Source organism: Acinetobacter sp. YH12072 (assembly GCF_013419565.1).
In the GTDB taxonomy this organism is placed as follows: Bacteria; Pseudomonadota; Gammaproteobacteria; order Pseudomonadales; family Moraxellaceae; genus Acinetobacter.
Window position 1 is genome coordinate 86,804 of sequence record NZ_VOZV01000009.1, and the last position, 24,208, is coordinate 111,011.

A 24,208-nucleotide genomic window follows, 5' to 3' on the forward strand; every position below is an offset into this window, starting at 1 on the left:
TAAAAAAAGACACCACGAAGGTGTCTTTTTTTAATTCTACTTTCATTTCTTTAGCTTAGCGCACAATGCCACGCTTTGATTGTTCGAGTGAATCAATCAGACGTTGTGCTTCAGAAACTTCTGGAAGAATCTCGTTACGGATTTTCTCAATAGCTTCCTGAGTCGTTAAACCAGATTTGTAAATCAGCTTAAAGGACTCACGTAAACCGTTAATTACGTCTTTCGACCAGCCTTTACGACGCATGCCTTCAACATTCATGGCAAATGCATGTGCCGGATTACCCGATACCATCACATAGGCAGGAACATCTTTCAGAATCAGTGAAGCGCCCCCAATCATGCTGTAAGAGTCAATTTTACAGAACTGGTGAATACCTGAGTTACCACCAATCACGACATAATCGCCTACGTGTACGTGACCCGCTACACCGACATTATTTGCGAAAATATTATGATCACCAACTATACAGTCATGTGCAATATGGGTATTTACCATTAACAGGTTATGACTGCCAATCTTGGTAATACCTTTGTCTTGCACCGTACCACGGTGCAGACTGCAGTGTTCACGGATCTTGTTATAATCACCAATTTCCAGCCAGGTTTCCTCACCTGCATATTTCAGATCCTGGCAGACTTCACCGACACTGGCGAACTGAAAAATTTCATTATGTTCACCAATACGTGTGAAACCACCCACCACGACATGTGAATGCAGTTTGGTACCAGCACCAATCGTGACATTTGGCCCAATAATACAGTAAGGGCCAATCTGTACATCTGCAGCAATTACTGCAGATGCGTCAATGATGGCAGTTGGATGAATTAGGGGATTATTGCTCATGCCTGCTCGACTTTCAGATGGGAAACCATAATTTCCGCGGTTGTTGCGACAATGCCATCTACTGTGGCAATGCAATTATATTTATAAATGCCACGTTTTTGCATCACTAATTCAGATTTAAGTACTAATTGGTCACCAGCAACCACTTGTTTTTTAAATCGAACCTTCTCAGCGCCAGCAAAAAGGAATAATGAACCTTCTTTTGGAGTTTCATTATTCATGACAAAACCAAGGATACCTGAGATCTGTGCTAATGCCTCTACAATCAATACGCCTGGCATGATTGGATAGTTCGGAAAATGGCCTTGCAGAAACTCTTCATTAATTGAGACGTTTTTATAACCAACAATGCCATTTTCGGTAATATCAACAACGCGATCTACCAGCAGAAATGGATAGCGATGGGGTAAATATTCACGAATCTTTTGAATATTCATTGGCAATTCAGGCTTCGTGAATGTAGGCAAATTCGACTCTGTCATCATAATTATTTACGCAACTTAAATGTTGATTCAATGGACTCAATTTGAGATTGCATATGATCCAATCGTTTCACCAACTGGGTCAATGGCACATCTGCTAATTGTCTTAAGCGAACCACTGTGCGTTTCCATTGCTGATTTGGCAACAATCCCATGCCTGAAGAATAAGTGCCTTCTTCAGTAATGTTATTTGTCACCATTGACATTCCTGTCAAGGTCACATTATTGGTGATATGTAGGTGTCCTGCTACCCCACAGGCCCCCGCAAGAATACAGTTTTTGCCAATCGTGGTACTGCCGGCAATCCCGCATTTGGCTGCAATCGCAGTGTTTTCACCAATCTTAACGTTATGGGCGATTTGCACAAGATTATCAATAATGACACCTTGTTCCAGAATTGTGTCATCCAGTGCACCCCGGTCAATACTACAGTTTGAGCCGATCCGGACATCATCTGCAATACGGACTGAACCCAACTGGGCAATTCGATGCCATTTCCCTTGATAAGGTGCAAACCCAAAACCTTCACTACCAATTACGGTATTGGCATGGATCCGAACACGATTACCGATTTTTGTAGCACCTGTTAAAGTCACATGTGCATCAATAAAACAGTCCCGACCAATTTCAACCTGGTCGTCGATCTGAACGTGTGACTGGATAATCGTATTTTCACCCACCACACAATTCTCACCAATAACGGCATAGTGGCCAATATAGGCACTGTCAGCAATGATGGCAGATGGATGAATTTGTGCGGTACTTTCAATTCCCTGAGTCGTATGCTTTTTTTCAAAAACGTGAGTCAGAATTGCAAAAGCCAGATAAGGGTTGGCCACTACAATGAAGTTTTGCTGGGAAGTTAGCTGCTCTTTTAATTCAGCAGTCACAATTAAAGCGCCTGCCTTACTCTGGGCTGCCTGTTCCAGATATTTATCTGCATTGACAAATGCAAGGTCATGAGAGGTTGCATTTTCAAGACTTGCCAAACCTCTCAAACATAAATCTGCCTGACCTACATACTCACCTTGGACAAGACGAGCGAGGTTAGCTAACTGAAGTTTTTGATGATTCATCGATTATTTAATTGCATTAACCTTTTGAATCATTTTATCAGTTAAATCATACTTCGCGTCATAAGCAAGTACGGAATTTTTATTTAAAACCACATCTAGCTTGTTTTCTTGGCGTAATTGTTCAGCAGCACGCTTCAAATTTCCTTCAAAAGCTTTATTTACACTTTGCATACGCGTTTGCACGGTTGCCTGTACCTGTTGCTGCACCCCTGCCAGTTGAGTCGCTTTACCTTCAAATTCTTTGGCTATTTTTTCACGTTCTGCCTGCGTTTTTGCAGCCTGACCTCTTTGCTTGATTGCAGCAAGATCTTTTTGAAACTGTGCAATTTGGGCAGTTTGTGGCTTGATTTCATTTTCCAGAGCGGTATTTTGCTGCTTTAAATAGGTACTGTTTTGTACTACTTTTTCCAGATCAACGATTCCGTAATCATCTGCATGTGACAATGAAGTTAAACCCGCTAAAGCAATACCCATTGCCATCATCATTTTTTTCATATTTTTACCCATTTAAAAAATTTTGCTCACAAAACCTGATGGCTTTATGAGCAAAATCTGTATTTAAGATCAAAGTTTTCTTAGAAAGTACGTCCAATTTCAAACTGAACATTTTGAGTTTCATCACCGTCTTTATCATTCAACGGGTATGCATAGCTCAGTGATAATGGACCAATCATGGTAATCCAGGTGAAACCAGCACCTACGCTATAACGCATATTACCTGCATCGAAACCAAAGTTATCTTTACAGTATTGTTTTGCATTGATACCCAGATCATTAATATCACCCGTTAAATATAATTTTCCAGATGGTACATCACATTGGGTATCAAATACTTGAGCTCCTTCAGCAAAGAGTACCGGACGAACCTGACGTGCCCAATCCCCTTTAAATGGTACAGGAAGGACTAATTCAGTACCAAACTGGACTAAAGCGTTACCACCTACCTCTTCTGGATCAAAATCTTTTTTACGTGATTCATTATAAGTTACTCCAGGATATTTAGGTCCAAGTGTACTATTTTCATAACCACGTACTGAACCATAACCACCGGCATAGAAGTTCTTGTAGAAAGGCAGGTCATTACCATAACCTAAACGACCATAACCACGCAAAACAAAATCTTTGCCTAATGGGAAGAAAGCTTGTGCATCATAAGTGAGTTTTTGATATTCCACATCACTACCTGGCAAGGCAATTTCTGCATTGACACGATGTGACATACCTGTAGTCGGGAACATTGGACGGTTCAAGGTGTTATAAGACCAACCTAAATTTAAATTATAAGTTAAAAATTCCCCACCGAACTTATCATCGAATGATGTAAAACCAATATCTCCATTACCTTGATCTCGGCAAAGAAGATCAAAATAACCTTCAGGTGGGTTTGTAGGTCGTGGTAGTGACGGGTCTCTTTCTCTATCAATATCCCATTGAGATTTTATAATATTACTTGAACAATATTGCCCTTCACCTTTAGGTTTACCACCATTTGCCAGTAAATAGTCACGTACATATGTAGATACGTATGGCCCTGTGGTCACTTCAGTCTGATCTATATTCAGACCTAGGCTTACACTTTGGTTCTCATCAATTGGATAACCAAAATTAATACCACCACCAAAACTGTCTGTAACATAATTATTTACGTTGTAATTATCATCAAGCTTTGTTTTACGGTAGTAAAGATTATAACCGCGCCGTACACCATCAATCGTGAAGTACGGGTCCATTACACTCAAGTTATAATAATCTTGAGTTTCGGAACGTGACAGATCAATCGAAACGCTGTTCCCTGTACCCAGGAAGTTAGTCTGACTTAGACCAGCCTGGAACGTTACACCACCACTTTGAGAGAAACCAACAGCTAGAGTACTTGTACCTGAATGCTGCTCTTCAACTGCCACATTCAAATCAATCTGATCTGGTGATCCCGGAATACGAACAGGTTTGATATCAACTGTTTTGAAGAAACCAGTACGTTCTAAACGTACTTTAGACAGGTCAATCTTCTCATTGCTTGCCAGCGCACTTTCCATCTGGCGCATTTCACGACGTAATACCTCATCGGCAGTTTTAGAATTACCTGTGAAGTTGATCCGACGCACAGTGACTTGTTGACCTGGGTTAATATAATAGTTCAGGTCAACCTGTTTAGTTTCGTTATTGATTTGAGGTACAACATTTACTTCAGCATAGTAATAACCAGCATTACCATATTTACGTAGCAATAGCTGCTTGACCGCATTCACTCGTTCCTGAGAGTATGTGTCGCCTTCTTTATACAATTGCAAAGCTTGTAGCTCTTCAGGTTTATAAAGCGCATCACCCAGGAATTTGGTTTGTCCAAACTTAAACTGTTCGCCTTCATTGACTGAAACTTCAATAAAGACATTCTTTTTATCTTCACTCAAATTCAGACTTGAATTGGTAATATTGAAGTTGATGTAACCGCGGTTCAGATACATCGCACGTAAAGCTTCCAAACTCGCAGCCATTTTTTCACGTGCATAACGGTCATTACGCGAAATGACCGAGCTCCAGCCACTTTCTTTAACAGCGAATGCCTGTTTGATATCTGATTCTTTAAAGACAGTATTACCGATAATATTGATATCAAAAACTTTAGCGGCTTTACCTTCAACAAAATCAATCAGCACTTCAACGCGGTTATTTGGTCGCGGTGTCGTTGTTACCGTAATATCGGCATCATAACGACCTTGCTGCATATATTGCTGTTCCAGCTCGGTTTCGACTGTTTGCAGTGCAGATTTCTTCAGTACCTCACCTTCAGCCAGACCCATTTTTTTCAGGCCTTCTTCCAGCGCTTCCTTTGGAATCAGCTTATTGCCTTTCAGCTCAATTTTCGAAATTACCGGACGTTCTACGACCTGGAATACCAAGGTATTGCCCTGTTGAACGGCTTTGATGTCATCAAATAGTCCAGATGCATACAGGCTACGAATCGCATTGGCAATGATCGGATCATTCACCCGGTCACCACTGTTGATTGGCACCAAGCCGTACACATTTTCAGGAGTTAAACGTACCAATCCATCAAATTTTATATCTTGTACAATGAAGTCTTCTGCCGCATATACTTGTTGTGCTACTGCCATTGCACTAACGAGTGCCAAAGGCATAAATAAATGTGTGTGCTGCATGCCAGTCTTTTCCGCTGTTAATTATTCCATTTACGTTATTATAAACGCATAAAGTCATTAAATAATGCCAAAAGCATCATACTGCCGAGCAGTACCATACCAATTTTTAATCCAACCAATTGTATTTGTTCAGAAACAGGTTTACCACGAATTAATTCGATAAAATAATAAACCAGATGTCCGCCATCAAGCATTGGGATTGGCAATAAGTTTAATATCCCTAAACTTACACTCATTAGCGCCATAAAGGAAATAAAAGTTTCCCAACCCATTTCCGCGCTTTGTCCCGCCACTTTGGCAATGGTAATCGGGCCAGAAAGATTATCCAGACCAATCAGACCACGTACCATTTTGACGATCGAGTTCAGAATCATTGAAGACAGATGTGCTGTCTTGTCAAAGGCCATCACCATCGCCTCAACAGGCGTATAGTGAATCGTCTGTTTATATTCAGCAGGAATTGTCACCTTGCCCGGATCGCTTTGAACTCCGAGCATACCGGTTACATTCCCCATATTGTCACGTTTGCCTTGCGGCATGACCTGAAGATGCACGACCTGATTACCACGTAATACATCTATCTTAAGTAATTTTTCTGGTGATGCCTGTACCACTTGTACCACATCGAACCAGTCTTTCATCTGTACACCATCAATGGCCAGAATCTTGTCACCTTCTTTAAGCCCCTGACGAATGGCTGCACCATCTTCACTCAGTTTGCTCACCACAGCCGGAATTTCCGGACGATATGGCAAGAAACCTAATGTATCAAGAGGTGACTGACTTTGATCTTTAAGAAAGTCCTGAATTGGTAACTGGAATATCTTGTTTTCACCCGCACGGTCCGCCTGAATCGAGACCACACCAGTTTCACCCACACGATCCACCAAGGCATAACTCAGTTTTTCCCAAGTTTCGACTTGTGTACCATCTACAGCGACAATCTTGTCGCCCGGCTGCATCTGTACCGCGGCTGCAGGTGTGTTTGGTAAGACCTTACCTACACGAGTATTCAGCTGTTCCTGTGCAGGTAAAAAAAGTACCCAAAACAGGACAACAGCTAAAAGCAGGTTAATGAGAGGACCCGCAGCAACGATGGCAATACGTTTCCAGGGATGCTGACGGTTAAAGGCTTTAGGCAAGTCTTCTTCTGCCACACTGCCTTCACGCTCGTCCAGCATTTTGACATAACCACCCAAAGGCAAAGCTGAAAGCTGATATTGGATACCGGATTTTTTGGAAGTCCACTTTAGAAGGGTTGGTCCAAAACCAATGGAATAGACCAGTACTTTAACGCCCAGTTTACGTGCCACAATGTAGTGACCAAACTCGTGAATCGCAATTAAGGGACCGAGTAATAGGATTGCGGCTGCAATAATAAACAAGGCGTTCATGTCTTAACTTCCTTTATTCACAACATATTGCTGTGATAAACCTCGTGCTGTGTGATCTGCATGCAGGATAGTATCCAGATCGTGTGCTGGTTGATTGTCCATCTGGTTCAGGACAGTTTCAACCACCTGAGGAATTTGGGTAAATCTGATTTGCTGATTTAAAAATGCAGCAACTGCAATTTCATTGGCCGCATTCAAAATTGTAGGCGCAATTCCACCACTCTTCATGGCTTGACGCGCTAATTTCAGTGCCGGAAAACGAACCACATCCGGTTCCTGAAAATTCAGTTGTGAATGCTTAAACAAATCCAGAGCCGGGATATGGGTACTGATCCGTTGTGGCCATGCCAAAGCATGTGCAATTGGCGTGCCCATATCCGGGTTACCCATTTGTGCCAATGTCGACCCGTCCACATATTGCACCATGGAATGAATAATACTCTGTGGATGCACAACAACTGTAACAAATTGTTCTTGAACTGCAAACAAATGACACGCTTCGATAAGTTCCAGCCCTTTATTCATTAAAGTAGCTGAATCTACGGAAATCTTTTGCCCCATTGACCAGTTTGGATGTTTGCAGGCTTGGGCAGGTGTCACATCATGCAATTGTTCAAGAGAATAGTTCAGGAATGGACCGCCAGAAGCAGTCAGTAAAATCTGATGAACACCGAGCTTAGGTTGACCATTGCGTTCGGCATCAAAGTAGTTTTGAGGCAGGCACTGGAAAATAGCATTATGTTCAGAGTCGACTGGCAACAAGAGTGCACCATAATCTCGCGCGGCTTGCATCATGATGTCACCAGACATGACCAAGGCTTCTTTATTGGCCAATAGGACACGCTTACCCGCTTTGACTGCAGCCAATGTAGAAAGCAGACCTGCCGCCCCGACAATTGCTGCCATCACGATATCAACATCCGCATGCTCTGCGACTGAAATTAAGCCCGCTTCGTTCTGAAGAATTTCGATATCTGATAAGCCCTGCACTTGTAGCAACTGAGAAAGTTCATCGACTTTATTTGCAGGTACTACCGCCACTTTAGGACGATACTGCTGACAGATTTCTGCCAGCTCAGTAATACGACTTTGCGCTGTCACAGCGAAAACCGAGTAAGCTTCAGGATGTTGCTGCAAAATTTTTAAAGTACTTTGACCAATTGAACCTGTAGCACCCAGTATACAAACAGCTTGTGACATTTATAAATCTACGCCAATAAGTTTTAAAACATATATGCCTGTTGCAAAGATAGGAGCTGCAGCAAGCAAAGAATCAATACGATCTAGTACACCACCATGACCCGGCAAAATACGGCCCGAATCCTTGATTCCAGCACGACGCTTGATCATGGATTCAAACAAGTCACCTAGCACTGAACTAAACACGGTAATAACAGAAAGGATCAGGAACAGACATAGCTCTGGCCAGGTCATATCCAGATAAAGTGAAGCGACGACAACCACGATGAGCATGGAGGTAAGAATACCGCCGTATAGACCTTCTACCGACTTGTTTGGGCTGACATTTGGTGCGAGTTTTTTCTTGCCGAATTTGCGTCCAACAAAGTAAGCGCCACTGTCTGCACCCCATACCAGCAGAAACAGGTACATCAACCACCATGGGGAGTTTAGCCAAACCGAGAAGATTGCTGTAACAGCAGCAGAAACCAGTACAATCCCGATGCCGTGCAAGCTGACATTGTACCAGCCATCATAATCAGGATAGGTTTTAACCCAGTAGATACTCAGCAACCAGGTCAGGATAGATGCAGACCATAATAATAAAGCCACATCCCAATAGTATAAAGCCAGTGCAGATAAGGCTGCAGTCAACAGACCATAGCCCCACGCCACTGGCTTGATTACATTTTTACATTTTCGTGGCATGAGTTTAAACCACTCATAGCCTGCCACCCCGGCAGCCACAACCATCAATGCGAACATTGGATATTGTGATTTGGTCGCAAACATACAGCTCAGTACGACTGCAACCAGCACCAATGCGGTTATAATCCGCTCAAACATGTGTATTAATTCTCAAGTCTTTCTTGAAGAATCTGCTCTGATGTTTTACCGAAACGACGTTCGCGCCCGCCAAATACAGCAAGTGCGTCATCGAATTCCTCTACGGTAAATTCTGGCCATAAGGTCTCAGTAAAATACAGCTCTGCATATGCTGCCTGCCAGAGCAGGAAATTGGACAGGCGGAAATCTCCACCGGTACGAATCAGCAGATCAACAGGCGGCAAGTCACTCAAACTGACATATTGACCGAACACATCAGTATCAATTGCTTCAAGATCTAATTTATTTGTTAAAACATCCGCAGCAATCTGCTTTGCAGCTTGTGCCATGTCCCACATTCCACCATAGCTGATTGCAATAGTAAGCGTCATACTATCGAAATTAGCAGTCCTTTGTTCTGCTTGCAACATCAATGCTTGCAGTTCAGGAGATAAACGCGACCGATCACCAATAAAACGTAAAGCAATATTAAATTTTTGCATACGTGGCAACTGTTCATGAATCGTGTCTTCCAACAACTTCATGAGCAAGTCGACCTCATATTGGGGACGGTTCCAGTTTTCGCTGGAGAATGCAAAGACCGTTAAAGCCTGGATATTTCTTTTTCTACAATATTCAACAATCGGGTCTAGAACCGTTTTTCCTTCACGGTGTCCATCGCCTTTCTGCATCTGATTTTTTTTGGCAAAACGATTGTTGCCATCCATGATGATGGCAACATGTTTTGGAAGACGGGAATTTTCTTCAGAAGCGGTCATTGATGAATTAGACCTTCATCAATTCAGCTTCTTTCGCAGCCAAGCGCTTGTCAACTTCAGCAACAAATTTGTCTGTGATTTTCTGAATTTCGTCAGATGCACGACGTTCATCATCTTCAGAAATTTCTTTTTCTTTCAACAATGCTTTGATGTCACCCAATACATCACGACGGATGTTACGGATCGCAACTTTGGCATTTTCAGCTTCGTTACGTGCAACTTTCTGCATGTCACGACGAGTTTCTTCAGTCAATGCGGCCATTGGTACACGGATCGCGTCAGCAGTAATCGGGTTCAAACCAAGATCAGACTCACGGATCGCCTTATCAATCGCAGCAACCATTGAACGTTCAAATGGTTGAACCAGCAATGTACGTGAATCTTCCACGCCTACGTTTGCAACCTGATTCAATGGCACATCAGAGCCGTAGTAAGGAACCATGACGCCGTTCAAAATTGATGGATGCGCACGTCCGGTACGAACTTTAGCGAAACCATGTTCTAACGAGTCAAGAGACTTGTTCATACGCTCTTCTGCGTCTTTTTTAAGATCGTTAATCATATGATCTTCCTTACTTAATTCTTAAAAGATGTATTTACTAAATTAGGAGGTAGTATAAAGGGCTTTGTAGCTCACGTCATTAATTGGTGACGTGAGTTCCTTCTTTTTCACCCATCACCACTGAAAGCAATGCGCCAGATTTGTTCATGTCAAATACTTGAAGTGGCACATTGTGGTCACGACATAAGCAGATCGCAGTTAAATCCATGACGCCCAACTTCTCGTCCAACACCTGATCAAATGTCAATGTGTCGTATTTCACGGCATCTTCGTATTTGCTTGGATCTTTGTTGTAAACACCATCAACCTTAGTAGCTTTCAGGATCAGGTCAGATTCAATCTCGATACCACGCAAACAAGCTGCTGTATCCGTAGTAAAGAACGGATTACCTGTACCCGCTACAAATACGCACACTTCACCTTGAGTCAGATGACGAATCGCATCACGGCTAGAATAAGATTCAACCACTGCACCAATCGGTAATGCAGACATCAAACGGGTTTTGATATTACGGCGTACCAAAGCATCACGTAATGCCAGACCGTTCATGACAGTTGCCAGCATACCCATCTGGTCACCGGTTACACGACCTACCAGACCATCTTTTTGCAACTGGCTACCACGGTACAGGTTACCACCGCCCACGACGATACCGACTTGTACACCCAAACCCACGAGATGCGCAATAGAAAGTGACATCTGATCGAGCACTTGTGCATCGATACCCATGTCTTTGTTCCCTGCCAGTGCTTCACCAGATAGCTTTAGCAGGATGCGACCAAATCGTGGCTTTTTAGAATCCAACATCATAAAACTCCAAATTATTTAATCTAAATTCTTTTAATTCAAAATCTTAAGCAGACTTGATTGAGATCAGCTTAGCAAATAAATCATATTCATCTGCATCAGTGATTTCGACTTCAAGCAAATCCCCTGCCTTAATCACACTTTTGTCGATATCTTCAACAAAAACATTACCATCAATTTCAGGCGCATCCGCATATGAGCGTGCTACAGCAACCGGGAATTCTTCTTCTAGATCATCGACTAGCACAGTCATTTTCTGGCCAATACGTTTTTGTAGCTTCGCTGCTGAAATTTCCTGCTGAACCTGCATGAAACGTTCATAACGTTCTTGCTTGATCTCTTCCGGCACATGGTCTGGAAGATCATTCGCTGTCGCACCTTCAACTGGTGAATAAGTAAAACAGCCCACACGATCTAGCTGTGCTTCTTTCAGCCAGTCCAGAAGCATCTGGAAATCTTCTTCCGTTTCGCCCGGGAAACCCACCACAAATGTAGAACGGATGACTAGGTCAGGACATTTCTCACGCCATACTTTTAAACGCTCCAGTGTATTTTCACTGTGCGCTGGACGTTTCATCAGTTTCAGGATTCTTGGGCTGGCATGCTGGAATGGAATATCCAGATAAGGCAGGATTTTGCCTTGAGCCATCAAATCGATCACGGCATCTACGTGTGGATATGGATAAACATAGTGCAGACGCACCCAGATGCCCAATTGACCCAATGCTTCACACATGTCATAGAATTTGGTTTTAACTGGCTGGCCGTTCCAGAAGTCCAGTTTGTATTTGGTGTCGACACCATAAGCAGAAGTATCTTGGGAGATCACGAGTACTTCTTTGACACCTGAACGTTTCAGTGCTGCAGCTTCTTCAAGCACAGAACCAACTGGACGGGAAACCAGATCACCACGCATACTTGGAATGATGCAGAAGGTACAACGGTGGTTACAGCCTTCTGATATTTTCAAGTACGCATAGTGTTTCGGAGTAAGACGAATGCCTTGCTCAGGAACTAAATCAATAAATGGATTGTGTTTTGGCGGCTCAGGAACATATTCATGTACCGCATCCATCACTTCTTCATAGGCCGCTGCACCTGTCACTTTCAGGACGTTCGGGTGCATTTGGCGAATTTTATCTTCGTCTTTTCCTAGACAACCTGTTACGATTACACGACCATTCGCGCTCATCGCTTCACCGATGGCATCTAAAGACTCTTGTACTGCAGATTCAATAAAACCACAGGTATTTACTACTACTAAATCAGCACCGTCATAATCCGATGCGACATCATAACCTTCAGTCTTTAACTGAGTTAAAATTCGTTCAGAATCTACCAATGCCTTAGGACAACCTAAAGATACAAAACCGACTTTGGGGGACTTCATGAATCTGCGCTCCACTAGAATGCGCGTATTGTATGTCTTTTCGCATCATAAAAATAGTTGAAATGGCCACTCTTTGCATCACGCACTAAAATAACGCCATAAAATATTCAATATAAAAGCTTATGCACCAAAATGAATCATTTTAGGTTTACAGCCTCAATTTAATCCGTTATACCTGAGTTTGATTGGGCATCCCTGTCAGATTTCGTGCATTTTTCAGCAAAATTTTAACAAGAGTTCTAAAGTTGGCGTGCATCTTGCTTATTTTGCCTCAAATCTGAACTTTGAAATTGTTATTTTGCTTTATGAAGATGCCATTGCGCCATTTTAATACAGGAAAACCACCGCTAATGGATCAGCCTCTTTCCATCGACTATCGCCTTTTGGTGGACAACCTGACCACTGCCATTATGCTGGTTGATAGTCATCTGAATATTTATTACTTAAATACAGCCTGCGAGGCTATGTTTGATGTCAGCCTGTTACGCGCATCAGGCACGCCGGTATTAAATATACTGCAAGCGCCGACAGATGAATTCAATACTGAAGAATCACTCTATAACACGCTGCATACTGGCCAACCTTATACTCGCCGTGAGGCGACAATCATCGTTAACTTTAAAGACATTCATGTGGACTATACGGTTTCCCTGCTCAATGCGGGCAAGCCAAATCATCCTTTATTGTTGATCGAGCTGAATCAGCGTGACCGTATGCTGAAAATCTCACGTGAAGAAAACTATATCCAGCAGCATCAAGTTGCGCGCCAATTAATTCGTGGCGTGGCACATGAAATCAAAAATCCACTTGGTGGCATTCGTGGTGCAACCCAGCTTCTGGCACGTAGCCTTGAAGATCCAAAATATAAAGAGTTCACTGACATTATTATTAGTGAAGTGGATCGCCTGAGAAATCTGGCAGATAGCATGCTCGGTTCACGCCAGTTACCAAGCTATGAAATGGTTAATGTGCATGAGCCTTTAGAACGCGTCCGTTCACTGATTGTGAACCAGACTAAAAAGAAAATTAAAATTACCCGGGACTATGACCTGTCCCTGCCGGAAGTTCTGGCAGATCGCGATCAGCTGATTCAGGTCATGCTAAATATCTGCGTGAATGCCGTTCAGGCGATGACAGAAAACAAGGATTTCTTTGTCGAGCATCAACCGGAACTTATTTTAAGAACCCGGATTCAGCGTCTTTATACCATTAGTGGTGTGATTCACCGATCTGTGGTTCGAATCGACATTGAAGATAATGGCCCTGGTGTTCCAGACGATATTATCGAAGCCGTGTTCTACCCGCTTGTGACCAGCCGTGCCAAAGGTACCGGACTAGGTCTCAGCATTGCTCAAAATATTATGCATCAACATAACGGAATGATTGAATGCCAGTCAGTTCCAGGAAAAACCGTATTTAGCTTATTTTTACCTTGGGAGTCAGATCATGTCGCGAAATAAAATATGGGTGATTGATGACGATCGTGCCATGCGTTGGGTACTAGAAAAAACATTTAAAGAAGAAGGTTTCGACGTTACTAGTTTTGAAGAAGCCCAGTCAGCACTTGATCAGTTGGGCGTAGATGCACCTGATGTGATCCTAACCGATATCCGTATGCCAGGTATTGATGGTCTGACCTTTTTAGGCAAGGTGAAAAATACCAATCCTGATTTGCCGGTTATTATTATGACGGCGCATTCGGATCTGGAATCTGCTGTATCCAGTTATCAAACAGGTGCTTTTGAATACCTGCCAAAACCATTTGATATTGATGAAGCATTGGCACTGGTCAATCGTGCGATTTTACATATCACCAAATTACAGCAGCAAGAATCTGCCAAATCTGCACCAACCATTCAATCGACTGAGATCATTGGTGAATCGCCTGCCATGCAGGAAGTCTTCCGTGCCATTGGTCGTTTGTCTCAATCACACATTACCGTGCTGATTAATGGTGAATCCGGTACAGGTAAAGAACTGGTAGCGCATGCCCTACACCGCCATTCACCGCGTAGCAATAAACCGTTTATTGCACTGAACATGGCGGCTATTCCAAAAGACCTGATAGAGACTGAATTATTTGGTCATGAAAAAGGTGCTTTTACCGGTGCAAATACGCAACGTCAAGGCCGTTTTGAACAGGCCAACGGCGGTACGCTGTTCCTGGATGAAATTGGTGACATGCCATTTGAAACACAAACTCGTTTGTTACGTGTCCTAGCTGATGGGGAATTCTATCGTGTTGGTGGTCACATTCCGGTTAAAGTTGATGTACGTATTGTGGCTGCAACGCATCAGGACCTGGAAAAGCTGGTACATGATGGTCGCTTCCGTGAAGACTTGTATCACCGTCTAAACGTGATTCGTATTCATATACCTAAACTGGCACATCGCTCTGAAGATATTCCGATGTTGGCGCAGCACTTCCTGGCGCGTGCAGGTAAAGAATTAGGCGTTAATCCTAAAATCTTGCGTCCTGAAACTCAGGAATATATGCAGAAGCTGCCTTGGCAAGGTAACGTACGTCAACTTGAAAATACTTGTCGCTGGCTCACAGTGATGATTACCGGTCGTGAAGTTTACCCTGAAGATCTCCCACCTGAATTAAAACAGATTCCAATTCAGCAACAAGATCCGGGTGCTCCAATTCCAAACCTGAATCAAATTGCACCGCATCATTGGGATGAGTTACTGGGTCAATGGGCAATCCAGAAACTGAAAAACGGTGAAATGAAGCTGTTAGATGTGGCTACACCAATGTTTGAACGCACACTCATCAATGCTGCACTACAACAAACCCGTGGTCGTAAGCGTCATGCTGCGGAGCTTTTAGGTTGGGGACGTAATACCCTCACCCGCAAGCTGAAAGAGCTCGGCATGGACAGTGCAGATGACGATGAAGTAGAAGAAGTCGAAGGCCAGGCCTGAAATTAAAAAAGCACCCTTGGGTGCTTTTTTATTGCTTATATATAATAATGAGATTCTTACACTGTTAAACCGATATAACGTGAATAACCTGCCGCGCCTAGATCCGATTTTAAAATCAGATAATTCGGATAAGTACTTGTGGTGATTTCTTCGAACATGTTGACAATGTCATCATTGGCATGCAGTTCATCCACTGTTTTTCGCATAGTTTGCTCAAATTCATCGGTGATGTATTCAAAACCGATATCCATGGCAATAAATAAGGTATGTTCACAGGGTTGAACATACTGTTCTTCTTGCCAGTTAATAATTTCTTGATGGCAATGTGGGCAAGCGATATTGTCAGTGGCTTGGATGTCGATTTCGATCAATTGGTAAGGCATCTTAATTTTTTCATAAATGTACTATCAAGATTCTATAATAGATAAATATCTTAAAAGTGTACTAATTTTTCAAATTTCTTGGTATAAATTTCGAGACATAATTATAAGTATTTATTAGATGAAAAAATTACCCCATAAAGTCGCTCGAATTTGTTGGAATTCAAATCATTGGACTGCCCCTTCCGGAATTACTGGAAAGTCAAAAGATATAAACTCCTTCGAAAACATATACGGTTTTGGATTTGAAGAATGGAATTTTGATTTATCCAAGGTTATCGATGGCTATATTTATGGATACATTCCAGCTGCCTCAGCAGGTCGTATATCAAACACTATAGATCCTATTTTTACCCTATCCCTTTACACTATTGAAAATCAAAAAAAGTATAATCAAAGATGGTGGATAGGTACGATTAATCAAGTAGAACTTGTTAACACCTCAAAATCAAAAGAAATTTATGCCATTTATGAAAAAAATGGATGGATAAATGAAAGATTTGACCAATTAAAAAATTTAGGAATCGATTACTTCCAACTATTAGATATTTATGCTGAACAATTTTTTAACATTAGATATAAATTAAAAGACGTAAATCTTCTAGAGGAACCACTAAGTTTTGATCACAAAAATCCTGCTGTAACATCGAACTATTATAATTTTTTAAACTTCACTACATTACCTAATGATATAGAAAATAATATATTGGATGCGAATAATCCAAATCAAAAAGAGAATTTTTATAGAAAAACTTATACCATAGAAGCCGCCAACTTCCAAAAAATACACTCTATAGTGCATAATTTATTAATTAAAGATTTAAAGTTAAATTTCAAAAAAGATCAAATATTTTCAGAATATTTTTTGAACAATAACACTCGTGTAGATATTGCAATTCAAGATGAATCAAAAAGTTTTATACTTTATGAAATCAAAATTGCCCGAAATTTACGTGACGCCATACGTCAATCCATAGGACAATTATTGGAATACTCTTTCACCTTACAATATCAAAATGTCAAAGAAATGAATATCGTATCTATTTTTGACGTTAATGATCCAGTTCACATTAATGAGAAAAGATTTCTTAAATCATTAGAAAAATATTTAAAAATTCCAATCTCATACCATTATGTAAAAATAGAAAATACTTAAACAAAGAAGCCCGCAGATTGCGGGCTTCTTTAATTCAAAATCTTAAGCAGATTTTTTCGCTTGGGCATTCTTACGAATCGTAATCATCACCAATTGAACGGCTGCTGGTGTTACACCCGGAATACGGCTTGCTTGAGCCAGTGTTTCAGGACGAATATCTTTTAACTTCAATGTAATTTCACGAGAAAGACCTGAAACAACATCATAGTCAAAATCAGCAGGAATCTTGGTTTCCTCTAAACGTTTCATTTGTGCAACGTCTTGATGCTGACGGTTGATATAACCTTCGTATTTCACCGCAATCTCAATTTGATCACCCACTTGTGGTGAAACTTCAGAACCTGTGAGCTCTGCAATTTGAGCGAAGGTGATGTTTGGACGTTTTAACAAATCAATTGCAGAACATTCTTTAGAAAGATCCGCACCTGTCATCTCAACGAATTTTTTACCCATTGGGTTGTTTGGTGCAGCCCAAAGATGTTGTAGACGACCTGTTTCTTTCTCTACAGCTTCCATTTTTTCACAGTAAGCTGCCCAACGTTCGTCATCAACCAGACCCATTTCACGACCGATTGGTGTTAAACGCTGATCCGCATTATCTTCACGCAACATCAAACGGTATTCCGCACGTGAAGTGAACATACGATACGGTTCTTTAGTACCTAAAGTAATTAGGTCATCAACCAGTACGCCCATGTATGCTTCATCACGTTTTGGTGTCCATTGTTCTTGATCCCATGCACGACGTGCAGCGTTCAAGCCTGCAAGCAAGCCTTGTGCGCCCGCTTCTTCATAACCGGTTGTACCATTGATTTGACCAGCAAAGTACAGGTTATTGATCGCTTTTGTTTCCAAAGTGAACTTTAATGCTTGAGGGTTGAAATAATCGTATTCGATTGCATAACCTGGACGAAGAATGTGTGCATTCTCCATACCACGGATTGAACGCACCAATTCAAACTGAACATCAAATGGTAAAGAAGTTGAAATACCGTTTGGATAAAGCTCATGTGTATCCAGGCCTTCAGGCTCAAGGAATACTTGGTGTGAATCTTTATCAGCAAATTTATGAATTTTATCTTCAATTGATGGACAGTAACGTGGACCTACACCTTCAATCACACCAGTGTACATCGGTGAACGGTCTAAACCGCCACGAATGATCTCATGGGTACGTTCATTGGTATGCGTGATGTAGCAGTTCACCTGTTCAGGGTGCATAGACACATCACCCATAAATGACATGGTTGGAGACGGGAAATCACCCGGCTGCGGTGTCATGACAGAGAAGTCGACTGAACGTGCATCAATACGTGGCGGTGTACCTGTTTTTAAACGACCTACAGGTAAGTTTAACTCACGTAAACGATGTGCCAATGAAATTGAAGGAGGATCGCCAGCACGACCGCCTGAAGCATTGTTTAAGCCAATGTGAATCACACCACCTAAGAATGTACCTGCAGTTAGCACCACAGTTTTCGCATCAAAGCGAATACCCATTTGGGTCACGACACCTTTAACAGTATCGCCTTCAACAATCAGGTCATCTGCTGCTTGCTGAAAGATATCCAGATTCGCTTGATTTTCTAAAGTCTCACGAATCGCTGCTTTATAACGAACACGGTCAGCCTGCGCACGAGTTGCACGTACTGCTGCACCTTTACGTGAATTCAGAATACGGAATTGAATACCGCCTTTATCGGCAGCCAGCGCCATCGCACCGCCCAAGGCATCAATTTCACGCACTAAATGTGATTTACCGATCCCGCCAATGGCCGGGTTACAGCTCATCTGCCCTAAAGTCTCAATGTTATGAGTTAAGAGTAATGTCTGTCGACCCATACGTGCTGCAGCCAGTGCTGCTTCCGTACCTGCGTGACCGCCACCGATAACAATGACATCGTATACTTTAGGATAGTGCATAGTGGTAAATAGAGAGATAGAAAAAGGATAGCTGAACATTATAGCAAACTTCCTTCCAAAGTTGACAAAATCACTTGAATTTATCCTTCGGAATTTACTCTGCCAGCCAATAAAGCAATGTAATTAAACTTTGCATACTTACTATATAAATTAAACATCTAAACTCAAAAAGTTACCCGACTCATATTGTTTAATATTGATTATTTTTTAATCTATAAAGTGGTCACATTACAAACAAAGGTATACATGATGAATAAGAATATTTTCCTAGCAACAGCGCTCTGCGGTCTATGTTTCGCTCCATTTGCAGCCTCAGCAAATGATAAAGTCGAGAAGGTTTATAATGCCCAAAAATACCAGCAAGTTTGTAAAGGTAAATCAGAGGGCGCTCCTGTAAGTTTTGCTTACCGCGGCATTATCTGGAATGGTACCTGTCAGCAACAGTTCTTCCCTTCCTCATCAACCAATATCAAAGGCGATGAACCTGAACTTTATACATCTTGTAGTTCAGGCGGCAAAACTTCAGCAACCATTAATGGCACTCAGGTCAATGGTAAATGTGCATTAGGCTTTACCCCTCCACGTCCACAGTCACAAATGCAAACTCAGCCTCAAACCCCATCTCAATCAGGGATGTAAATCACTATATAGCTGATTAAATATATTTTTAATCAGAAACTTAACGGGTAAAATGCATAAATTTTACCCGTTTTTATATTGCTTATTTATTCATCTACGCTAAACTCAAAACATACCTAAAAAATGAATAATAAAAAGGAAACTTCATGGATTCGGGGTTTTTTAGTTTGTTTTTGCCGATTACTTTGGCAATTACGATGATGGGGTTAGGACTACAGTTAACAGTCAAGGATTTTCTGCATGTTAGTCGTTATCCCAAGGTGATTTTTATTGTCTTATTCTCACAACTGGTCATTTTAACCGGTTTAACCTTTTTAATCTGTCTGGTACTGGATCTGCCACCATTGCTTGCTGTAGGCATGATGCTGCTAGCTGCCTCTCCAGGAGGTGCCACTGCCAATCTGCTGAGCTATCTTTATAAAGGTGATGTGGCGCTTAATATCACGTTAACCGCCATCAATACGATTATTTCTATTTTCACCTTACCTTTTATTATGAACCTGTCCCTGTACTATTTTATAGGACAGGATACCGGCATCGGCTTACCGCTTGAAAAAATGGCCCAGGTTTTTCTGATTACAATTATTCCGGTTGTGATCGGCATGCTGATTCGGGCAAAATTTCCAAAGCTTTCAGATATTGTACATATGCCAATGCGGTTTCTATCTATCGCTTTTTTAAGCATGCTCTTGATTTATGCCATTTTCCAAGAGCGCTTTAACATCATCGAATATTTTGCCAGTATCGGGATTGCTACTTCCATATTATGTTTTTCCAGCCTGTTTCTCGGTTATTGCCTGCCTTTATTAATGGATATCCCAGACAAGATGGCACGCGCCTGTACCTTTGAAGTCGGCATTCACAACACAACTGTATCAATGACGATTGCGATTTCTGTCCTCAATAATGTCACCATTGCCATCCCTGCGGGTATTTATTCAATTGTCATGTACGTTTTTGCCGGTATTTTTGGTTTTATGATTAGTCAGCAAAAGCTTAGCTATAGTGGCAAGAGTCGTTTATCAGATTTGTAACTTCCTAAGTCAAATGCCTGCTTAAGCTGTATGCTTTTTATAGAAAATTTAAAACTATTAAAATAAATTTCTATAAGGAGCATGCAGATGGACTCTGGCATCATAACAATATTCCTCCCCCTCGCACTCGCCATCATCATGGTGGGATTAGGACTCGAACTCACGCTCAAAGATTTTGCCCGGGTAAGCCAGCACCCTAAAGCAGTGCTGGTTGCCTTGTTTTGTCAATTAATTCTACTGGTAAGCATTGCTTTCATTCTATGTAAAGTTCTGACTTTACCACCTTTACTCGCTGTTGGTCTGATGTTGCTGGCCGCATCGCCAGGTGGCAGTACCGCAAATCTGTTCAGCTATCTGTTTAAAGGCGATCTAGCCCTCAATATTACCTTGACTGCGATCAATTCGGTGGTTGCTGCATTTACCTTGCCTTTAATCATGAATTTCTCGATCATGCATTTTATGCAGGACAGTCAGCAGATCAGCTTGCAGTTCGGAAAGATCCTACAAGTGTTTGGTATCATTATTATACCGGTCGCGATTGGTATGTTGATTCGTCATTATGCCCCAGCACTCACTGTAAAGCTGAATAAGCCTCTTCGCATTTTTGCAGTCCTCTTTCTGGTGCTGATTATTGCCGGAGCAATTTATAGTGAACGCGCCAATATTGCCGAATATCTGACTCAGGTAGGTTTAGCAACCGCCCTGTTCTGTCTCTTCAGCTTAATGATTGGCTATTTTGTTCCACGACTAATGAACATCAATTCTGCTCAGGCACGTGCCAGCGCTTTCGAGATCGGTATTCATAACAGTACACTCGCCATGACCATTGCACTTACTGTCATGTCCAGCACTGTGGTTGCCATGCCTGCTGCGGTCTATTCCATCTTCATGTATATCTTCGCGGCTATTTTTGGATTATTACTGAATCGCTTTGCTCCAGTAACTGCACGTCCTAGCATTTCTCCCACTCAGGAAAATGCGTTTTAACCGGTTTTCATAAAAAGGATGCGAAAGCATCCTTTTTATTTGACTCCGTCTCAAGAAGATCACACCTTCAAGCCGAACTTCCGTTACAATAGCTTTTTGAAAAAATGTATAAAGGTTATTTCTGTGAAGTGGTTACAAATTCATATTACAGTTGATCAAGCTCAGGTAGATTTTACTGAAACATTACTTAGCTCACTGGGCGCCGTAAGTGTCACTCTGGATGATGCTGAAAACCAGGATTTACTGGAACCACTTCCAGGAGAAACACCGCTCTGGAATAAAGTGATCGTGACTGGCATCTATGCTCAGGAAGATGACGAAGAAGAAATCGATGTAGCTGCATTGGAAACCTTTATTCGCGCACAACTACCTGAAGCACCGATCCGCCATGAATTCCTGGAAGATCAAGCTTGGGAACGTACCTGGATGGATGCCTACGAGCCAATCCAGATTTCTGAAAAATTCTGGATTGTTCCAGAATGGATGCAAGCGCCTGAAGCAGATGCAGTGAATATCAAGCTTGATCCAGGTTTGGCTTTTGGTACAGGTAACCATGCATCTACTTTCCTTTGCCTGCAATGGCTGGGCAAAACCGATGTAAAAGACAAGATCGTGATCGATTATGGCTGTGGTTCAGGTATTCTGGCTGTCGCGGCCCTGTTACTCGGTGCCAAATATGCCTATGCAACTGATATTGACCCACAAGCTGTTTTAGCCACCAAACAGAATGCTGAACTGAATGGCGTATTGGATCGACTTTATGTTGGTTTACCGGAAGAGTTCAACACAGAGCTTGGCGAGCAGAAAGCAGATGTGTTTGTTGCCAATATTCTGGCTGGCCCACTCATGATGCTTGAGCCTGAGTTCGCAGAATTGGTCAAACCTGAGGCAGAGTTCGCACTCGCAGGTGTTATTGAAGAGCAAGTTGCTGATGTTACTAGCATTTACTCAAAACATTTTGATATATTAGAAGTAGAAAAACGCGATGAACACTGGTGCCGTATCTCGGGGAAACGCCATAAGAATTAAAGAGTCTATAAACATTTATGAGTGACAAGCGAACCCACTGCCCGACCTGCTCTACAACCTATAAAGTTACGGTTGCGCAATTAACCATTGCCCAAGGCATGGTTTGCTGCCCAAAATGTAGTACGACCTTTAATGCTTTATCGCATCTGGTGACCGAAGCACAGAATTCGGTCGCCCTTACTCATACGCCAAGTCATGTTTCTTATATTAATAGAAGCCTCGCTGAATCTACTTCTTCAGCTAATTCTTCAGATCAGCACTATTTACTGAACATCTTTGATGAAAAAGTTGAAAACTCCAATATTGATCTGAAGACCTATCTGAACAACCTGAATTATTTCAGTACTGAACCGATTGCAGTACTGCCTAGCATGAACTGGGATGATCAGGCTGATAAACAGCACAATAAAGGCCCGCTTTATTATTTAGGCTGGACCAGCCTAAACCTGTTCTTATTTGGCTTACTTTTATTTCAATTCTTCTGGTTCAATCCACACTATATTAAGAATAGCCATGTGATGAGTGTGGCTTTTAACAATATCTGTGAAGTGTTCAACTGTTCCAATCTGGAAGAACATTACAATCTGATCAATACCAATAAGGTCAAAGCCAAAGCGATTGCCACAGATAAAACCCAGTTTAGTGGTGAGCTAATCAATTTCCACAAGCGCAGTCTGGAAATGCCAAACTTAAGAGTTCACCTTAAAGATCAGGGTGTAGTCTTGGCGACTTATAATTTAAAACCTCAGGAATACCTGATCGAAAGCCTGGTTAAGATTCAACGTATTCCCCAAAACAGCCCATTTAAATTTGAATTTGTGCTTCCTGTCGACCGTAAAGACTTCGATAATTACAGTTTGGAAATAATTCGACCTTAATATTGATAAAAACTATTAAAAAACGAAAAAAAAGTTAAAAAAAATGCAGTTTTCTTGCTCACTTTTCCCGAGACAATGGTATTATACGCGCCACGAAAGCTATGTGCTGCAAACTCCTCGCTACTTTTTCACAACAAATACAGTCTTGCCTAATGCGCTATAAAACTTATTGCGTATCGAGCAGATTTTTTTGTTTTGATTTTGGTCAGTAACAAAACTTTAACTATTGTTACGCTTATTTTTCGACCAAATCGTCGAGATGTGGCAAGCTACAAGCTCAATGTAATGACCAAGTTTTAGAACTCCAGTTTTAGGATCTAAAATGGAGTTCATTTCAATTTCTAGACCACTTTTATATATCGCTTTACCCAAGTGATATTTGATTTTTCGGATTAATTCGCATGAATAGCAAATCTCCTATTTTTACTGCACAATCTGATGTCGCTCTTCGTATTCACGTAGATCGCGCAGTTCGCCACTACTTTGCACAACTGCAAGGCGAGCAACCTTCTCAGGTGTACGACATGGTGCTGGCAGAAATGGAGAAGCCTTTATTATCTGTCGTTCTAGAATATACGCGTGGTAATCAGACACGCGCTGCCGAGATTCTCGGACTAAACCGCGGTACTTTACGTAAAAAGTTAAAAGCTCACGGTTTAATGAGTGAATAAATGATAAAATGCTTGCGGCTACCGCAGGCATTTTTTTTGACTGTTAATTAGCTATTTAGATTTAATCTGTTCCTTGGTAACTG

23 protein-coding genes are annotated in these 24,208 nt (G+C 41.7%); 9 read left to right on the forward strand and 14 right to left on the reverse strand.

What is annotated here, in order from left to right; genetic code table 11:
- Positions 1-55 precede the first annotated feature (55 nt).
- The 12 genes from lpxA to rimO form a co-directional block, all read right to left on the reverse strand.
- On the reverse strand, positions 56-844 hold the full coding sequence (gene lpxA, locus FTU19_RS05685; RefSeq protein ID WP_180130357.1) for an acyl-ACP--UDP-N-acetylglucosamine O-acyltransferase: 789 nt from the start codon (positions 842-844) through the stop codon (positions 56-58).
- Positions 841-1,326 carry a 3-hydroxyacyl-ACP dehydratase FabZ gene (gene fabZ / locus FTU19_RS05690; RefSeq protein ID WP_171064833.1) on the reverse strand — a complete coding sequence of 162 codons (486 nt, stop codon included), beginning with the start codon at positions 1,324-1,326 and terminating at the stop codon, positions 841-843. Before fabZ ends, lpxA begins: the two co-directional genes overlap by 4 nt.
- A gap of 5 nt (positions 1,327-1,331) precedes the next feature.
- Positions 1,332-2,402, reverse strand: coding sequence for a UDP-3-O-(3-hydroxymyristoyl)glucosamine N-acyltransferase (lpxD, locus tag FTU19_RS05695; protein ID WP_180130359.1), 1,071 nt, complete (start codon positions 2,400-2,402; stop codon positions 1,332-1,334).
- 3 nt (positions 2,403-2,405) lie between these two features.
- Complete coding sequence (locus FTU19_RS05700; RefSeq protein ID WP_218955182.1) at positions 2,406-2,897, reverse strand: OmpH family outer membrane protein; 492 nt, start codon at positions 2,895-2,897, stop codon at positions 2,406-2,408.
- A gap of 80 nt (positions 2,898-2,977) precedes the next feature.
- Positions 2,978-5,563 (reverse strand): outer membrane protein assembly factor BamA, encoded by a 2,586-nt coding sequence (bamA, locus tag FTU19_RS05705; RefSeq protein WP_180130363.1) that lies wholly within the window; start codon positions 5,561-5,563, stop codon positions 2,978-2,980.
- Positions 5,564-5,601: 38 nt separating this feature from the next.
- Positions 5,602-6,957: an RIP metalloprotease RseP gene (rseP, locus tag FTU19_RS05710; protein ID WP_004786165.1), complete on the reverse strand. Its 1,356-nt coding sequence runs from the start codon at positions 6,955-6,957 to the stop codon at positions 5,602-5,604.
- Between the two features lie 3 nt (positions 6,958-6,960).
- Positions 6,961-8,157 carry a 1-deoxy-D-xylulose-5-phosphate reductoisomerase gene (gene ispC / locus FTU19_RS05715; RefSeq protein WP_180130365.1) on the reverse strand — a complete coding sequence of 399 codons (1,197 nt, stop codon included), beginning with the start codon at positions 8,155-8,157 and terminating at the stop codon, positions 6,961-6,963.
- Entirely contained in the window at positions 8,158-8,982 is an 825-nt protein-coding gene (locus tag FTU19_RS05720) for a phosphatidate cytidylyltransferase (protein WP_034702638.1), read from the reverse strand.
- A gap of 5 nt (positions 8,983-8,987) precedes the next feature.
- Entirely contained in the window at positions 8,988-9,740 is a 753-nt protein-coding gene (uppS, locus tag FTU19_RS05725) for a polyprenyl diphosphate synthase (RefSeq protein ID WP_180130367.1), read from the reverse strand.
- A 7-nt stretch (positions 9,741-9,747) separates the two neighbouring features.
- Positions 9,748-10,302, reverse strand: a complete 555-nt coding sequence (gene frr / locus FTU19_RS05730) for a ribosome recycling factor (RefSeq protein WP_005235283.1) — start codon at positions 10,300-10,302, stop codon at positions 9,748-9,750.
- A gap of 79 nt (positions 10,303-10,381) precedes the next feature.
- Positions 10,382-11,110: a UMP kinase gene (gene pyrH / locus FTU19_RS05735; RefSeq protein ID WP_004786170.1), complete on the reverse strand. Its 729-nt coding sequence runs from the start codon at positions 11,108-11,110 to the stop codon at positions 10,382-10,384.
- Between the two features lie 46 nt (positions 11,111-11,156).
- Positions 11,157-12,500, reverse strand: coding sequence for a 30S ribosomal protein S12 methylthiotransferase RimO (rimO, locus tag FTU19_RS05740; RefSeq protein WP_004786172.1), 1,344 nt, complete (start codon positions 12,498-12,500; stop codon positions 11,157-11,159).
- A gap of 350 nt (positions 12,501-12,850) precedes the next feature.
- On the opposite strand from rimO, the gene glnL reads away from it, so the two are divergent.
- Together glnL and glnG are read left to right on the forward strand one after the other, a co-directional pair.
- Positions 12,851-13,960 (forward strand): nitrogen regulation protein NR(II), encoded by a 1,110-nt coding sequence (gene glnL, locus FTU19_RS05745; protein ID WP_125278343.1) that lies wholly within the window; start codon positions 12,851-12,853, stop codon positions 13,958-13,960.
- Positions 13,947-15,428: a nitrogen regulation protein NR(I) gene (gene glnG, locus FTU19_RS05750; protein WP_005235270.1), complete on the forward strand. Its 1,482-nt coding sequence runs from the start codon at positions 13,947-13,949 to the stop codon at positions 15,426-15,428. Before glnL ends, glnG begins: the two co-directional genes overlap by 14 nt.
- 56 nt (positions 15,429-15,484) lie before the next feature.
- Here the strand turns inward: glnG and FTU19_RS05755 are convergent, their stop codons facing one another.
- Positions 15,485-15,811, reverse strand: coding sequence for a hypothetical protein (locus FTU19_RS05755; protein ID WP_180130369.1), 327 nt, complete (start codon positions 15,809-15,811; stop codon positions 15,485-15,487).
- A gap of 118 nt (positions 15,812-15,929) precedes the next feature.
- On the opposite strand from FTU19_RS05755, the gene FTU19_RS05760 reads away from it, so the two are divergent.
- Entirely contained in the window at positions 15,930-16,964 is a 1,035-nt protein-coding gene (locus tag FTU19_RS05760; protein ID WP_180130371.1) for a hypothetical protein, read from the forward strand.
- A 42-nt stretch (positions 16,965-17,006) separates the two neighbouring features.
- Here the strand turns inward: FTU19_RS05760 and mnmG are convergent, their stop codons facing one another.
- Positions 17,007-18,887, reverse strand: a complete 1,881-nt coding sequence (gene mnmG / locus FTU19_RS05765) for a tRNA uridine-5-carboxymethylaminomethyl(34) synthesis enzyme MnmG (RefSeq protein ID WP_159122801.1) — start codon at positions 18,885-18,887, stop codon at positions 17,007-17,009.
- A 249-nt stretch (positions 18,888-19,136) separates the two neighbouring features.
- Here mnmG and FTU19_RS05770 point away from each other — a divergent pair, with 249 nt between their 5' ends.
- From FTU19_RS05770 to fis, 6 genes are all read left to right on the forward strand, one after another.
- Positions 19,137-19,526 carry a hypothetical protein gene (locus FTU19_RS05770; RefSeq protein WP_051065385.1) on the forward strand — a complete coding sequence of 130 codons (390 nt, stop codon included), beginning with the start codon at positions 19,137-19,139 and terminating at the stop codon, positions 19,524-19,526.
- 146 nt (positions 19,527-19,672) lie between these two features.
- Positions 19,673-20,560, forward strand: a complete 888-nt coding sequence (locus tag FTU19_RS05775) for a bile acid:sodium symporter family protein (protein WP_179992304.1) — start codon at positions 19,673-19,675, stop codon at positions 20,558-20,560.
- Between the two features lie 87 nt (positions 20,561-20,647).
- Entirely contained in the window at positions 20,648-21,547 is a 900-nt protein-coding gene (locus FTU19_RS05780; RefSeq protein ID WP_125278346.1) for a bile acid:sodium symporter family protein, read from the forward strand.
- 123 nt (positions 21,548-21,670) lie between these two features.
- Positions 21,671-22,576: a 50S ribosomal protein L11 methyltransferase gene (gene prmA, locus FTU19_RS05785; protein ID WP_159122777.1), complete on the forward strand. Its 906-nt coding sequence runs from the start codon at positions 21,671-21,673 to the stop codon at positions 22,574-22,576.
- 17 nt (positions 22,577-22,593) lie between these two features.
- The gene (locus FTU19_RS05790; RefSeq protein ID WP_180130373.1) at positions 22,594-23,454 is read left to right on the forward strand and encodes a DUF3426 domain-containing protein; all 861 of its coding nucleotides are present in this window, start codon (positions 22,594-22,596) and stop codon (positions 23,452-23,454) included.
- A gap of 401 nt (positions 23,455-23,855) precedes the next feature.
- Entirely contained in the window at positions 23,856-24,125 is a 270-nt protein-coding gene (gene fis / locus FTU19_RS05795) for a DNA-binding transcriptional regulator Fis (protein ID WP_001086304.1), read from the forward strand.
- The last annotated feature ends 83 nt before the right edge of the window (positions 24,126-24,208 follow it).

Coding starts and splice junctions, on each gene's coding strand:
- uppS (WP_180130367.1), bottom strand. CDS start 9,740: ATGACCGCTTCTGAAGAAAATTCCCGTCTTCCAAAACATGTTGCCATC.
- fabZ (WP_171064833.1), bottom strand. CDS start 1,326: ATGACAGAGTCGAATTTGCCTACATTCACGAAGCCTGAATTGCCAATG.
- bamA (WP_180130363.1), bottom strand. CDS start 5,563: ATGCAGCACACACATTTATTTATGCCTTTGGCACTCGTTAGTGCAATG.
- FTU19_RS05780 (WP_125278346.1), top strand. CDS start 20,648: ATGGACTCTGGCATCATAACAATATTCCTCCCCCTCGCACTCGCCATC.
- pyrH (WP_004786170.1), bottom strand. CDS start 11,110: ATGTTGGATTCTAAAAAGCCACGATTTGGTCGCATCCTGCTAAAGCTA.
- rseP (WP_004786165.1), bottom strand. CDS start 6,957: ATGAACGCCTTGTTTATTATTGCAGCCGCAATCCTATTACTCGGTCCC.
- glnL (WP_125278343.1), top strand. CDS start 12,851: ATGGATCAGCCTCTTTCCATCGACTATCGCCTTTTGGTGGACAACCTG.
- fis (WP_001086304.1), top strand. CDS start 23,856: ATGAATAGCAAATCTCCTATTTTTACTGCACAATCTGATGTCGCTCTT.
- FTU19_RS05755 (WP_180130369.1), bottom strand. CDS start 15,811: ATGCCTTACCAATTGATCGAAATCGACATCCAAGCCACTGACAATATC.
- lpxA (WP_180130357.1), bottom strand. CDS start 844: ATGAGCAATAATCCCCTAATTCATCCAACTGCCATCATTGACGCATCT.
- rimO (WP_004786172.1), bottom strand. CDS start 12,500: ATGAAGTCCCCCAAAGTCGGTTTTGTATCTTTAGGTTGTCCTAAGGCA.
- lpxD (WP_180130359.1), bottom strand. CDS start 2,402: ATGAATCATCAAAAACTTCAGTTAGCTAACCTCGCTCGTCTTGTCCAA.
- frr (WP_005235283.1), bottom strand. CDS start 10,302: ATGATTAACGATCTTAAAAAAGACGCAGAAGAGCGTATGAACAAGTCT.
- FTU19_RS05700 (WP_218955182.1), bottom strand. CDS start 2,897: ATGAAAAAAATGATGATGGCAATGGGTATTGCTTTAGCGGGTTTAACT.
- FTU19_RS05720 (WP_034702638.1), bottom strand. CDS start 8,982: ATGTTTGAGCGGATTATAACCGCATTGGTGCTGGTTGCAGTCGTACTG.
- FTU19_RS05770 (WP_051065385.1), top strand. CDS start 19,137: ATGAATAAGAATATTTTCCTAGCAACAGCGCTCTGCGGTCTATGTTTC.
- glnG (WP_005235270.1), top strand. CDS start 13,947: ATGTCGCGAAATAAAATATGGGTGATTGATGACGATCGTGCCATGCGT.
- mnmG (WP_159122801.1), bottom strand. CDS start 18,887: ATGCACTATCCTAAAGTATACGATGTCATTGTTATCGGTGGCGGTCAC.
- ispC (WP_180130365.1), bottom strand. CDS start 8,157: ATGTCACAAGCTGTTTGTATACTGGGTGCTACAGGTTCAATTGGTCAA.
- FTU19_RS05775 (WP_179992304.1), top strand. CDS start 19,673: ATGGATTCGGGGTTTTTTAGTTTGTTTTTGCCGATTACTTTGGCAATT.
- FTU19_RS05760 (WP_180130371.1), top strand. CDS start 15,930: ATGAAAAAATTACCCCATAAAGTCGCTCGAATTTGTTGGAATTCAAAT.
- FTU19_RS05790 (WP_180130373.1), top strand. CDS start 22,594: ATGAGTGACAAGCGAACCCACTGCCCGACCTGCTCTACAACCTATAAA.